This is a genomic window from Streptomyces sp. NPDC002643, from assembly GCF_053592555.1.
Genome location: NZ_JBSFVY010000040.1, coordinates 64,814 through 76,411, shown reverse-complemented (window position 1 = coordinate 76,411; position 11,598 = coordinate 64,814). Strand labels below are relative to the sequence as shown.

Annotated in this window: 13 protein-coding genes; 5 read left to right on the top strand and 8 right to left on the bottom strand. The window is 66.9% G+C overall.

Annotated features, from left to right (window positions below; translation table 11 throughout):
- Positions 1 to 197 precede the first annotated feature (197 nt).
- The 3 genes from ACWD4G_RS39215 to ACWD4G_RS39205 form a co-directional block, all read right to left on the bottom strand.
- Positions 198 to 881: an SGNH/GDSL hydrolase family protein gene (locus tag ACWD4G_RS39215; protein WP_451302328.1), complete on the bottom strand. Its 684-nt coding sequence runs from the start codon at positions 879 to 881 to the stop codon at positions 198 to 200.
- Between the two features lie 231 nt (positions 882 to 1,112).
- On the bottom strand, positions 1,113 to 1,325 hold the full coding sequence (locus ACWD4G_RS39210) for a hypothetical protein (RefSeq protein WP_451302326.1): 213 nt from the start codon (positions 1,323 to 1,325) through the stop codon (positions 1,113 to 1,115).
- A 508-nt stretch (positions 1,326 to 1,833) separates the two neighbouring features.
- Positions 1,834 to 2,265 carry an ATP-binding protein gene (locus ACWD4G_RS39205; RefSeq protein WP_451302324.1) on the bottom strand — a complete coding sequence of 144 codons (432 nt, stop codon included), beginning with the start codon at positions 2,263 to 2,265 and terminating at the stop codon, positions 1,834 to 1,836.
- Between the two features lie 200 nt (positions 2,266 to 2,465).
- On the opposite strand from ACWD4G_RS39205, the gene ACWD4G_RS39200 reads away from it, so the two are divergent.
- The gene (locus ACWD4G_RS39200; RefSeq protein WP_451302322.1) at positions 2,466 to 3,350 is read left to right on the top strand and encodes a helix-turn-helix domain-containing protein; all 885 of its coding nucleotides are present in this window, start codon (positions 2,466 to 2,468) and stop codon (positions 3,348 to 3,350) included.
- Positions 3,351 to 3,353: 3 nt separating this feature from the next.
- Positions 3,354 to 3,584 carry a DUF397 domain-containing protein gene (locus ACWD4G_RS39195; protein WP_451302320.1) on the top strand — a complete coding sequence of 77 codons (231 nt, stop codon included), beginning with the start codon at positions 3,354 to 3,356 and terminating at the stop codon, positions 3,582 to 3,584.
- Here the strand turns inward: ACWD4G_RS39195 and ACWD4G_RS39190 are convergent.
- Entirely contained in the window at positions 3,571 to 4,233 is a 663-nt protein-coding gene (locus ACWD4G_RS39190) for a class I SAM-dependent methyltransferase (RefSeq protein ID WP_451302318.1), read from the bottom strand. The genes ACWD4G_RS39195 and ACWD4G_RS39190 overlap by 14 nt on opposite strands.
- Before the next feature lie 88 nt (positions 4,234 to 4,321).
- Positions 4,322 to 4,822 carry a hypothetical protein gene (locus ACWD4G_RS39185; protein WP_451302316.1) on the bottom strand — a complete coding sequence of 167 codons (501 nt, stop codon included), beginning with the start codon at positions 4,820 to 4,822 and terminating at the stop codon, positions 4,322 to 4,324.
- Between the two features lie 231 nt (positions 4,823 to 5,053).
- Here ACWD4G_RS39185 and ACWD4G_RS39180 point away from each other — a divergent pair, with 231 nt between their 5' ends.
- Both ACWD4G_RS39180 and ACWD4G_RS39175 read left to right on the top strand, forming a co-directional pair.
- The gene (locus ACWD4G_RS39180) at positions 5,054 to 5,806 is read left to right on the top strand and encodes a DUF6879 family protein (protein ID WP_451302314.1); all 753 of its coding nucleotides are present in this window, start codon (positions 5,054 to 5,056) and stop codon (positions 5,804 to 5,806) included.
- 20 nt (positions 5,807 to 5,826) lie between these two features.
- Positions 5,827 to 6,678 carry a helix-turn-helix domain-containing protein gene (locus ACWD4G_RS39175; protein WP_451302312.1) on the top strand — a complete coding sequence of 284 codons (852 nt, stop codon included), beginning with the start codon at positions 5,827 to 5,829 and terminating at the stop codon, positions 6,676 to 6,678.
- A 57-nt stretch (positions 6,679 to 6,735) separates the two neighbouring features.
- Here ACWD4G_RS39175 and ACWD4G_RS39170 read toward each other — a convergent pair whose 3' ends face one another.
- Entirely contained in the window at positions 6,736 to 7,794 is a 1,059-nt protein-coding gene (locus ACWD4G_RS39170) for a hypothetical protein (protein ID WP_451302310.1), read from the bottom strand.
- Positions 7,795 to 8,184: 390 nt separating this feature from the next.
- Between ACWD4G_RS39170 and ACWD4G_RS39165 the strand changes: the two genes are divergently transcribed.
- Entirely contained in the window at positions 8,185 to 8,454 is a 270-nt protein-coding gene (locus tag ACWD4G_RS39165) for a hypothetical protein (protein ID WP_451302308.1), read from the top strand.
- Positions 8,455 to 8,767: 313 nt separating this feature from the next.
- Here ACWD4G_RS39165 and ACWD4G_RS39160 read toward each other — a convergent pair whose 3' ends face one another.
- Positions 8,768 to 9,730 carry a hypothetical protein gene (locus tag ACWD4G_RS39160; protein ID WP_451302306.1) on the bottom strand — a complete coding sequence of 321 codons (963 nt, stop codon included), beginning with the start codon at positions 9,728 to 9,730 and terminating at the stop codon, positions 8,768 to 8,770.
- 141 nt (positions 9,731 to 9,871) lie between these two features.
- Positions 9,872 to 11,518, bottom strand: coding sequence for a cellulase family glycosylhydrolase (locus ACWD4G_RS39155; RefSeq protein WP_451302304.1), 1,647 nt, complete (start codon positions 11,516 to 11,518; stop codon positions 9,872 to 9,874).
- Between the last annotated feature and the right edge of the window lie 80 nt (positions 11,519 to 11,598).

The window sequence follows — 11,598 nt, the reverse complement described above, 5'->3', positions numbered from 1 at the left end:
CTGCTCGGGGGTTGGATGGCGTGAACTTTGCTGAGCCGGCTGTACGCGACGGACATATGACACACCGGCCCGGCCCCTTCCGTCCGTACGCGGCTTCCCCGCCGTCGTGGTGGGGGACGTGTTTTGCTGCCCCGCCGTCGTGGTGGGGGACGTGTTTTGCTGCCCCGCCGTCGTGGTGGGGGTGGGCTGCGGCAGGTTTACGGCAGGTCGTACGGGGTTGTCAGGTTCCAGGCCTCGTGCATCGCGTTGGTGAAGGCGGCTGCGATCTTGTGTTCGCCGGAGGCGTTGGGGTGGGTGCCGTCGTAGGTGTCTAGGTGGATGTCGTACGACGGGGGTGGGGATGCCAGGAGGAGGGGGGAGCGGGGTTCGTCGAGGTCGGCGATGGTTTTGGCGAGCAGTTCGTTGAAGCGGGCGACCTCGGTGGCGAAGGGGGCGTCGGCGGTGGCGCGGATGTTGGGGATGACGGGGAGGACGGCCATGCGGAGGCGGGGGGAGGCTGTTCGGGCCGCCGTGATGAAGGCGCGGGCGTTCTCGGCGGTCTGCTCGGCGTTCGTGTAGAAGCCCAGGTCGATGAGGCCGAGGGAGATCAGGAGGACGTCGGGGCGGTGGGCGCGGACGGCGTCGGAGATCAGCGGGGCCATGTGCAGCCAGCCCTCGCCCCAGCCGGCCAGATGGGCGCGCGGGAAACGGGGGTCGGAGTCGGCGTACTCGTAGGACGTGGGGGCGTTCGTCGCCTTGTCGTAGAGGGTCTCGCGCGGGCCGACGATCTTGAAGGGGCCGTTGTGGGTTTCGAGCAGGTGTTGCCAGAAGCGGTGGCGCCATGTGTGTTCGCCCGCGCTGCCGATCGTCATGGAGTCGCCTACGGGCATGAACCTGAGCATTGGCACATCATGAACGATCCTTACCGGTGGGTAAGGGGGAGTCGGGTGGGACGGGTTGTGAGCATCGCCACGTGGGGGTGGGGTGGGGGTTGGGGGCGGGCATCGCGTGAGGGGACCACGGTGTACGGACGCCCGATGGCGTCGCGCTCCGGCCGGGTTGTGCGTCGTCGCGACGGTCGGGGCCGTTGGGGGCTGGCCCCCCAGGGCTGGCCCAGGGGGAGCCCTGGGGCTTCAGGGGCTGGGGACTGGTGGCTCGGGGGGAGGTTGTGGGGCTTCGCCGCGCGTTCGTGCCTCATGCAGAGCCTCGCGCAGCGACGCCGCCTCGGCGCACTCCTCGCCAATGCTGATCCGGCATCCGCTCTTGCACTTGCGCACATGGGTGGCCCAGGCGATGAACTCCCGTTCGTCCACGGCGTGCGGCGCCTGGCCGCGGCGGTCACTCATGGCCCCTCCCCGCCCCCACCAAGTCGACTAGCAGGTACGTCCGTACGGGGTCCGGGTCCGGGACCGCGTTCCCCCACTGCTTCCAGTCAGGTGGCTCGGCCACTCCTTCCGAGTCCGCCGCCCCTCGCTGCCAGCACGCTTCCACTGGCAGGAGCGGTAGCCCCCGGCCACTCCACCGCAACCGCTCGGCCCGCCTGGCCCAGCGCGCCCAGCGGGCCTTGTGGGGATTCGGGCGCCATGGGCGGGGCGGTTCTGGGGCGGCTCTCGGGATGGTGATGTGGAGGGTGGTCGGGGTGGTCGGGGTGGTCGGGGTGGTCGTATCGAACGTCGTTACGGTTTTGCTTGCGGCCGGGACGGATTCGATTCGGGCACCTTCCCATCTACTTCTCGAAACAGCCAGAACGCCGAGCAGCCAACCGATAGGGTTCCGCATGTCGATGGCTCCTTCCTTCGCTGTTGACACTCCGCCCCGTAGTGGCCCGCTATGCCACTGCGGGGCAACTCTGTTTCATCGGCTGCCGTTTGCTTGGGTGTCGAATTCCTTCTCGGCCCACACCGTTTTGCCAACGCCCTCTGGTCTTACGCCCCACTTGTCGGAGAGGAAGTCGACGAGCAGGAGCCCCCGGCCCCCGTCGGTGTCGCTGCCGCTCGCCGCTCGCAGCACCGGCATCCGGTCGCTCTGGGTGTCCCGCACTTCAACGCGGTACACGTTGCCGGCTCTTTCGATGGACATGCCGATCTGCCGCCCCGAAGTACCGGGTACACGGCCGTGGGTGACGGCATTCGTCATCAACTCGCTGACGACAAGCATGACGTCGCTTGCGAATTCCCCGCCGCTATCGATACCGCAGGAAGCGAGGAAGGCGAGGCTGTCCGAACGGGCGCGGGCTACCGAACGGTTGGTGGTGGGATACTGGCGGTGCGTGATCGCTTCGGGCACGACAAACAACCCCCTTGGAGCACAGCAGAGTAGAGCGGTGCACGCCCTGACTGCGGGCGCTCCGACATTTGTAAGCTTGCATACGCCTCGGGAACTTGCAAGCTAACAAACGAGGTTCCACTGTTTCGGGTGTCCCGGGCGGTCCGCCCGTGACGCGGCATGTACGCCAACACCCCAGGCCAAGGGAGAGAGGTTCACCGATGGGTGCGCGCAGGATTGACCAGCCAACAGCCCGTCAAGTACGGCTTGGTTCCATCCTGCGCAAGCTGCGCGAGGACGGCGGCCATGGCACACAGGATGCTGCGGCGCGAGCGCTCGGCTGGGTGCCCGCCAAGCTGAACCGCATCGAAACCGGGCGGGTTGGAGTCAGCGAGCGCGATCTGACAACGCTGTTCGCGTTGTACGGAGTCGAGGACGAGACCATGCGGGACTACATCCTCGATCTGCGCGCACGCGGCAACGTGCGTGGCTGGGACAGTGACATTCGTAGCGTGGTGAGCGCCGTGTATGCCGATTACATCGGATACGAGAGCGACGCTGTCGAGGTGTTCAACGCTGAAACGAGCCTGATTCCAGGGTTGTTGCAGACCCATGCGTATGCGGCTGCGGTCATGGACCTGCACTTGCCGGACACCGGTGAAAAGGAGAGGCGCGACCGGCTGGCCATCCGAGACAAGCGTCGGGAGGTGTTTGAGCGCCCAAACCCCCTGATCTTCTGGGGTGTTGTATCGGAATCTGCGTTCCGGCACGTCATGGGAGGGCCGGACGTCATGATCGAACAGCTCGAACATTTGCTTGAGCTACCCAAGCGATACCCCAATGTCGTAAACCTCTACGTCATGCCTGAACAGTCGCCTTGGCATGCTGTCGTATTCGGAAGTTTCGTTATCCTCTCGTTTCGGAAGCGCTGGGAACCCGACATTGTTTACACCGATGGCCTGACATCGAATCGGTTCTTGGAGAAAGAGGACGAGGTATCGGCGTACAGTAGACTGTTCCGGCGCCTACTGGGCGACGGTACTTATACGGGACCGAAATCGCTAGAAGTTATTGAGAAACACCTCAACGAATACCGCAGGGGGTAGGAAATGTCTACTCATGTAATTCATGATGCGTCCGCACTGGGTGCGGAGTGGCAGAAATCTTCGGCTTCGTCGGGTGACGGCAACTGCGTCGAATTCGCCCCCCACGACAACGGCATAGCCATCCGCCACAGCAAGGCCCCCGACGGCCCCGCCCTCCTCTTCACCCACTCCGAGATCGCCGCCATGCTCGCGGGCGCCAAGGCCGGCGAATTCGATCACCTCACCCAGGGCTGACGTCCGCGCGGACCAGCAGTGTGCCGATGTGGCCCGGTGCCGGGGCGGCGAGTACGCGGGCCTCGGGCGACGCGAACCCGGCCCGGGTCAGCAGGCGTTCCCAGACGGCGGGGCGGTAGCTGTAGCGGTAGGTGAACATCGCCTTGCCCGCGAAGCCGCCCTTGTACATGCCTTGGGGGCCGTACGCGCCGGGGATGGCCGGTGGCTGGGAGAACACGAAGACGCCGCCCGGGTTGAGCCTTGCCCGTACGAGCGGGAAGAGGCGGCCCGGGTCGGTGAACCAGGCCGCCCCGAAGACGGAGTAGATGGCGTCGTAAGTGTCCTCGCAGGCGGCCAGCCACTCCAGGACCTCCCCGCACGCGAAGACCGCGCCGGTGTCCGCCCACCGCTCACTGACCTTCTTCACCATGACCGGAGAGAGGTCGACACCGTGCGCGGTGATGCCCCGCCGGGCGAGGTACGCGAGGGCGCGACCGGTACCGCAGCCGATCTCCAGCACGCTGCGCGGCGCGCCGAGCAGTTCGGGACCCGGCCCGTGCCCGGCGTACTGCGTCCAGCAGAACACCGGCTCCGCGTCGTCCTTGAACGCGGACTCGGCGTAGGCATCCCACAGTTCGGTCTCGGCGGGGATGTCGTGGGGTGCGGGCACGGTGCGTGTTCCTGTTCGTGGGGAGGGGGCTGCCCCTGACCGGAGCGAGGATCGGGGCCAGGGGCAGCGTAGGTCGGTCGATGTCCGTTCAGTGGCTGTCGGGGACCTTGTTGTCGCACGGTGAGCAGTCCGTGCCGTCAACGGCCCACAGTTCCTCGTCGACATCGAAACCGATGGACTTCAGGAAGTCCGCGGTGCGCAGGCACAGGCCGTCGCGGCGGCGCTCGACGAAGGGGGCGTGGTGCTTGTAGCGGCCCCCGTTGTAGACGTCGCAAAGTGCCCACCAGACGGGGGTGTCGAGGATGAGCTGATGGACACCGATGTCGACGAGCTTGCCGACACCGAGGTGCACTTCGGGGTGCTCCATGCAGCCGATGGTGTACATGACGGCGTTGCCGAGGATGCGTTCGGTCATGTCCCGGACCATGGTGTGGTCGCGCAGCAGCAGGGCGATCTCGCGGTCCCACAGGCTCATGCCGTTGTCGAGGACGTTGACGGTCAGGTGACTGATGCGCGGCTGTACGGCGTTGAGGAGTTCCTTCGGATCACGAGTGCGGGTGTGGGAGGGGGTGTCGAGCAGGACGGTCATGGACGATTCCTTTCACGGAGGTGTCGTGCCGTTCTGGGAACCCGGCGAGCTACGAACAGGACCGTAGAACCCCAGGGTTGACACTCTCTACGCGATGTTCTCGAATGTTCTCGCCGTCTGGCTGAATGTTCTTACGTGGTCTCAAATGGAGGGGCGCACCCTGTAGGACGGGGCAGCGGAGCTGGAGATGCTGGAGAAGGTCAAAGGCCCCCGACGTCGAAGGAGACAACCGTGACGCGACGACTGCGCTTCAACGGCACGGACAGTAAGAACGGAAGCTGCCCGGCCGTGCACGAAGACCTCGACACAGGGGAGATCGTCGTCCAGGGCACACCGCTCACCGATCCCCAGGACCTCTCCCAGCTGGCACACTTCGGCGCCGGGGACTCAGCGGTGGTCGTACCGCGCGAGTTACTCGTCAATCACGGTCCCAAGGCGGCCGCTCGGGTGCCCAAGACGATCAGCACGGATGAGTTTCGGCAGCTCTTCGAAACCTTCGAGCACACGGCATGGCACCTTGAGACACGGAAGGGCTACGCGTCGGACCGGGAGGACCCCGCATACGCGGTGTTCGTCGAGACCAGCGAGACCACGTGGGACCTCGACAGTGACTGGGCCACGAACATCCGCCGCCAGACGTCGTCGGGCAAGTACGTCGGTCGTGTTCGCATCGTCGACGATCCGCCGACCACCGGACAATTGTTCCTCCTCGACTACGCCAAGTGCAATGCGGCCACGGGCGAGGACGTACGCAGCCTGTGGCGGCAGCAGGCGGAGGAACTACGCCTGCCCAACGAGGATTTCTGGATCTTCGACAGCCGTCTCGTCGCTCTGCTCGTCTTCGACGACACCGACACCCTGCTCACTGTCGAAGTGATCACGGAACCCGCGGACGTACTGCGGTACTGCCAGGTACGTGACGCGGCGACGCATCGCGCCATTCCGTACGAGCTGTTCGCGGCGCAGTTGGCCACAAACGGCTGAACAACCAGTGAGTGGAACCGGTGAGTACAGACTTTCAGCAGGCGCGGGAGGCCCTTGGAGTACGGCTCAGGGAACTTCGGCTCTCGGCCCCTGAAGGCCGACTCACCGGTCCGCGGCTCGCTCAACGGCTCGGCTGGCCCCACTCCAAGATCTACAAGCTGGAGAACGGCCGACAGACCGCGACGACCGAGGACCTGCGAGCCTGGGCGGCAGGTGTCGATCAGCCCGACGCCTTTGACGAGTTGGACGCCCGTCTCAAGGGCTTCGAGTCCCACATCCGCTCCTGGCGCCGCCAACTGGCCGCAGGACACCGGCCGGTGCAGGACAGCTGGAATGTGGAGGTCACCCGGTCGACGGTCATCCACGCTTGGGAGGAGGCCGTCGTGCCGGGCATGTTGCAGACAGCCGACTACGCGCGGCATATCTTCCTGCGCTACGCGGAGCTTCATCACTCGGCGCCCGACACCGAGGCTGCCGTTCGGGCGCGAATGAGACGCCAGGAATGGCTTTACCGGGCAGGAAGGAAGTTCCACGCGCTCGTCTGGGAGGCCGCGCTTCACGCGCTCGTCTGCCCACCGCCCGTTCTCGCGGGCCAACTTGACCGCTTGGCGGGCACCATCGGGCTGGACACCGTGGAACTCGGGATCATCCCCCTCGGTGTACCGCTCAAGATCCCCGCCGCCAACGGCTTCTGGGTCCTGGACGACAGACTCGTGATCACCGAGGACTGGCACGCGGAACTGTGGTTGGACGACGCGGACAGCGTTGCCGCGTACATGAGGGTCTGGAAGACGCTTCGAGAGTCCGCCGTGTACGGAGCCGACGCCCACCACGTGATCAGTTCCGCGCGGCGCGCGCTGAATCCGCATTGAGGGCGCCCGGCAATCGCACCGGGCGCCCCCCGTGTGTCCTGCTCCCCGGCGAACAGGTCAGCCGGTCGGGAGGCCCAGGCCGTAGTACTTGATGTCGTAATCGTCCACGTACTCGGCTTCGCCGCCGATGGTCAGGCCGGTCGGGTCGGTCACGCCTGCCGCCCTGGCCGTCGCGACGAGCATCTCGGCGAGGGCCTGGCCCTTCGGCTCGCCGGGGCCGCCCGCGTCCACGCGCCAGAGCGGATCGTCGTCGCCCCAGACCGAGGCCGTGTGGGGGTGCTGGGCGACGGTTCCCCAGCCGAGTGCGGCCGGATCGACGCCGTCCGGGGCGAAGCAGCCGATCGACAGCCGGTCGCCGCACGTCACGTCGAACAGGAGCGGCTCGTCCGAGCCGGTGCGTCCGTAGAACGGCATCCCGATGCTGATGCCCAGGGCGGTGGCCTCGGCGGGGAGCGCCCCCAGGAAGGCGCCCAGCGACCGGGTGACGGTCCCCCAGCTGCGGGCGGTCCAGCCGCCGGGAAGGCCGAGGCCCGCGTTGGCCCGGTCACGGTTGCTGCCGAAGAAGCCGCTGATCGAGTCCTCCTCGCCGATGCCCTGACGCCAGAACCAGTTCTCCGCCGGGTCGGTGGGCCGCAGGACCAGCTCCGGTCCCGACGCCCCGGCGCGCAGCTCCAGGGTGTCCGGCCGGCCGCGCCAGCGCACGAACGGGGCGCCCCACAGCGGCCCGCTGTCGTAGAACGGGCCCATGTCGCCGTGCGAACCGATGATGGACGGTTTGCCCAGCGCCGTGGTCAGTTCCTCCCTGGCGGCGCGGAAGGCGGCGGCCTGCGCCGCGGCGTCCGGTGCGGCCGTCGCCAACGGGACCGCGAGTTCCACGTACGACTCGCCGTCGACGTAACGCTCTTCGTACGTGCCGACCGGGCGCAGAGGGGCGTCGCCCGAGGACCGGCCGGTGAGCAGGACGGGACGCTCCGGCGTACCGCTCCAGTCCCAGCCGAGCCCGCCCGCCAAGGCCCTCACCCCGTCCGGCGTCCACCCGCCGGCGTCCGCCGCGAGGAGTCGCCGCGCGAGGTCAGCGGTGGTTTGTTCTTCCGTGGTTCCCCGTTGTTCGTTCACGGGGTCATCGTGCCGCATCACGGGTCGGACCGGTTCCATGGGCGGTGCATGGGCCAATGTGTGGGCCGGGCACCGGCCGCCTTCGGCCGTAACCGTTCCCGGAATTCCCTGCGTTCGGGCGTCACAACGCCTCTGCGAATCGGCCGCCCCTTGCGAATAGGTCGCGTAATCGCTCGCCGGGTACACGACAAAGGGAACGGTCGAATTCTCAGAACCTGTTCAGAATCCGGTCAGGGAAGTGGGGAGATCACGTGGACGGGGCGAGAAAGCGGCGACTGCGACCGTTACGGTGAACTTGCCGATGAGGAAAGGGACTTCGGGCTACAGAAACCCCTCACAGTCCGGAGTCCTTTCCACTTCGGCCTTCCCCCGTAAATAAGGAGTAAGTAAATGAAGAGCATGGCGAGGAAGACTCTCGCGGTGACGGCTCTCGCCGGCGCCCTGGCGCTCGGAGTGAGTGGCGTCGCAGCCGCCGCCAACAAGGGCGACGTGGTGTCGGCCAGCGCCACTCACGCACAGGAAGGCGTGGCGTACGACATCGCGCTGGACACCGCGCGGGGCCAGTGCCCCAAGCCCAACGACATCTCTCTGGTCAGCCGGAGCACCACGCAGCTGGCGAACGGTCAGTGGCGGGCCGACATCAGCGTTCGCTGCAACTGACGGGCGACAGCCGGGCTACTGCAAGGCCTTCGGTGCGCTGAATGAAGGTTGGCTTGGCCGTGCGGCGTATGGTGCACGGCCAAGCCGTAGTGCGTATTCTCGTGCGGTTCTTTCGGCCCCTTCGGTGATTTGCCGTTCGGGCGGGGAATCTTTCGGGCCGGGCTTTTTGTTCGTGGTTACTCGAATAATCGCCAAGCCCTGGGGGCTCGCATGCCCATCCAGGGATTCCGGCCCCAATGCGACCGAGGTGAAGGCGGCGATCACACCGCCGGAGGGGCGCCCGTTGTTCCTTGCGTGGGGCGCACCCGCTGTCCTACTCCTCGGCGAACAACTCCTCGCCGCTCGTCGCGGTCAGCGACCTGTCGAGCCAGGTCCTCAATGCCTCAAGGTCGGTGCACGCGGTCACCCGTTCCCGGACTGAGGCGGACACCTCGATGCCCCGCATACCGAGGATGTGGAGGATGTCCTCGGCGCGGCCCCGCGCCTCACCCTCGGCATGGCCCTGAGCCTTGCCCTCGGCATGGCCCTGCGCCTTGCCCTCGTCGCGGCCCTTGAGCCATGACTCCTCGACGATGGTGTTGCTGCCCGGAAAGTTCGGCCTGTAGGTGGCCATCAGGTGCCTCCAGTACTCACGACCCGGGCCGTCGCCCAGACCGATCTCGACGAATTCCGCCCAGTCCACGGGTTCAGCGCCCGCATTCCCTCCTGCGCCGGCCCTCTGCTCCGCCACAGCCGACGACAGCGCCTCCAGTATCGCAGGCAGCCCCGGGTCCTTGGCGTGCGCGAGGGCGGAGAACACGGCCACCGGAACGTCCTTTGCGGCCTCGTCCGGATCGGTGATCGCGGACAGGTTGCCGGGGCCGATGACCAGGGGGAAAACCAGCATGCTCGTGTGGAAGCCGTGGCAGACACGGATCGGTTCCGCCGCCCAGGACGCGGTCGCTTTGTCCTTGCACACCACCACGAGGAAGGGCGGCAGCCGGTACTTGGCGTACATATAGGCCAGGTAATACGGCCAGCTCCTGTGCTTGTTCGAGTCCGGCTCGCTCTGTGCCTCCACGGCGAGCACGAAGCCACCCTCCTCATCGGCCACGCGCACCCGGAAGAAGCTGTCCACCCGGCGTTCCAGTGGTTTCAGCTCGGTGAAGTCCGTGTCGAGAGGTTCGATGGCGGTGTGCTGCGGAAAGGCGATGCCCGCCCGCGGCAGAAGGCGGGCGAACAGCTCCGGGTCCTCGCGGAAGATCCGATGCATCGCCTCATGCGGTGAACTGACCATGCGACGGAACGTAACTGAGCGGACACGCGGCATGTGAGTGTTCGGAGTGGGCTCAGTCGTACGAGTGAATATGTTGGTGGCGTATGTGACTTGAGGCGCCCGGTGGTCGTCGCACCGGGCGCCCCTTCTCAAGAACTCGGCCTACGTCGCCGTGCAGCTCACGCTCGGCGTGCCTCCGCCCCCGGGTGCCGCCCCGAAGCCGAAGCCGGCCGAACCGCCCGCGGCCACCGTCCCGTTGTGGGCGGCGTTCGCGGCGGTGACCGTGGCTCCGGTCTGGGTGTATGTGGCGTTCCACATGTTCGTCACCTGTTGGGTGCCGGACCAGGTCCAGGTCGCCTGCCAGGAACTGATGGCGGTCGTTCCCGTGTTGGTGATTTTTACGTCGGCGTTGAAGCCGGTGCCCCAGTCGCTGGTGATCGTGTAGGTGGCGGCGCAGGTGGGGGTTCCGCCGCCGGGGTCACCTGGGTCGGTCGGGTCGTCGGGGTCTTCCGGGTCGCCGGGATCGCTCCCTCCGCCGCCCGGCGGGAAGCCCGGGGCCTTGATGCTGGTCAGGTAGCCGTCCTTGACCGTGTCGACCGTCTGCCAGTCGTCCTTCAGGATGCCGCCGGTGTCACCGGAGTTGGGGTTCCAGGACCAGAAGGTCCAGTGGAAGGAGTCGTTGCCGTAGGTCGAGGTCGAGCGGAGGTACGTCACCAGCGCCGCCAGCCACTGCTGGTCCACCGTCGGCGTCAGCGTCGTACCGAATTCGCCCAGCCACACGGGGGCGATGTTCTGCTTGAAGATGTAGCCCCAGTAGCGGTCCCAGATGCCCGGCATGTTGGCGGGGAAGGCCGGGTCGGTGAACCAGCTCTGCTGGGCCACGCTCGTCGCGTAGTCGTGGGCGGAGTAGACGAGGCGGTCGGGGACGTCGAGGCGTACGGGGTGGTCGGCGACGCCCATCAGATTGCCGCCCCACCAGCCCGAGACGCCGTTGTACGTCTGGACGCCCTCGACCAGGATCAGCAGGTCGGGGTTGACCGAGAGCACGGCGTTGCCCGCGCGTTCGGCGGCCAGCCGCCAGTCCCTCGTCGTGTCGCCGCAGCCCCAACAGGCGGGGTCGTGGGGTTCGTTGTGGAGGTCCATGCCTACGACTGTGGGGTTTCCGGCGTAGCGGGTCGCGAGGGATTTGAGGTTGGTGATCCATGTTGATTCGGGGACCGCCGACGTGTACCAGAGCGCCGACTGGCCCGCCGCGTCCGGGCGGTGGCGGTCCAGGATCACCTTCAGGCCGCCCTGACCCGCGTACGCGACGATCTTGTCCAGGACCTGGAGGGATGTCAGGCCTTGCAGGTCGGCGTTCTTGCCGTCCGCGTAGTTGATGCTGTCTGGCGTCGTGCCCGGTTTGAGGATGTCGTCGCTGTAGGGGATGCGGAGGGTGTTGTAGCCGAGGGATTGGATCTGGTCGATCATGCTCTTGTAGTCGCGGGTCCACAGGCCGTGGGGGACGTGGTTCGTCGTTTCGAAGCCGAACCAGTTGATGCCCGCTATGCGGACCGATTGGCCGTCCTTGTCCAGGAGTTGGCGGCCGTTCGTGTGCCAGTAGCCGGCGCCCGCCTGGGCGGCCTCGACCTGGGCGGCCTCCTGTGCGGCTTCGACCTGGGCGGTCTCCGTCCGGGCGGGTTCGACCGGCTCCGCCGCCGCGACGCCGGTGGCCGCCGCCACCTGCGACGCGCCACCTGCCATCGGCAGCATCAGCAGGGCGGCGCTCGCGCCCAGCACACCCAGAGTTCTCCGTAAGCTGCGGAACATTTCGCTGTCTCCTCCTCGGGAGGCACGGGCCCGGAACAGAGTGGGAGCGCTCCCACAGCCCTTGTCCCCCATGGAAGAGA

Coding starts and splice junctions, on each gene's coding strand:
- ACWD4G_RS39155 (WP_451302304.1), bottom strand. CDS start 11,518: ATGTTCCGCAGCTTACGGAGAACTCTGGGTGTGCTGGGCGCGAGCGCC.
- ACWD4G_RS39210 (WP_451302326.1), bottom strand. CDS start 1,325: ATGAGTGACCGCCGCGGCCAGGCGCCGCACGCCGTGGACGAACGGGAG.
- ACWD4G_RS39160 (WP_451302306.1), bottom strand. CDS start 9,730: ATGGTCAGTTCACCGCATGAGGCGATGCATCGGATCTTCCGCGAGGAC.
- ACWD4G_RS39195 (WP_451302320.1), top strand. CDS start 3,354: ATGTCTACTCATGTAATTCATGATGCGTCCGCACTGGGTGCGGAGTGG.
- ACWD4G_RS39165 (WP_451302308.1), top strand. CDS start 8,185: ATGAAGAGCATGGCGAGGAAGACTCTCGCGGTGACGGCTCTCGCCGGC.
- ACWD4G_RS39185 (WP_451302316.1), bottom strand. CDS start 4,822: ATGACCGTCCTGCTCGACACCCCCTCCCACACCCGCACTCGTGATCCG.
- ACWD4G_RS39200 (WP_451302322.1), top strand. CDS start 2,466: ATGGGTGCGCGCAGGATTGACCAGCCAACAGCCCGTCAAGTACGGCTT.
- ACWD4G_RS39215 (WP_451302328.1), bottom strand. CDS start 881: ATGCTCAGGTTCATGCCCGTAGGCGACTCCATGACGATCGGCAGCGCG.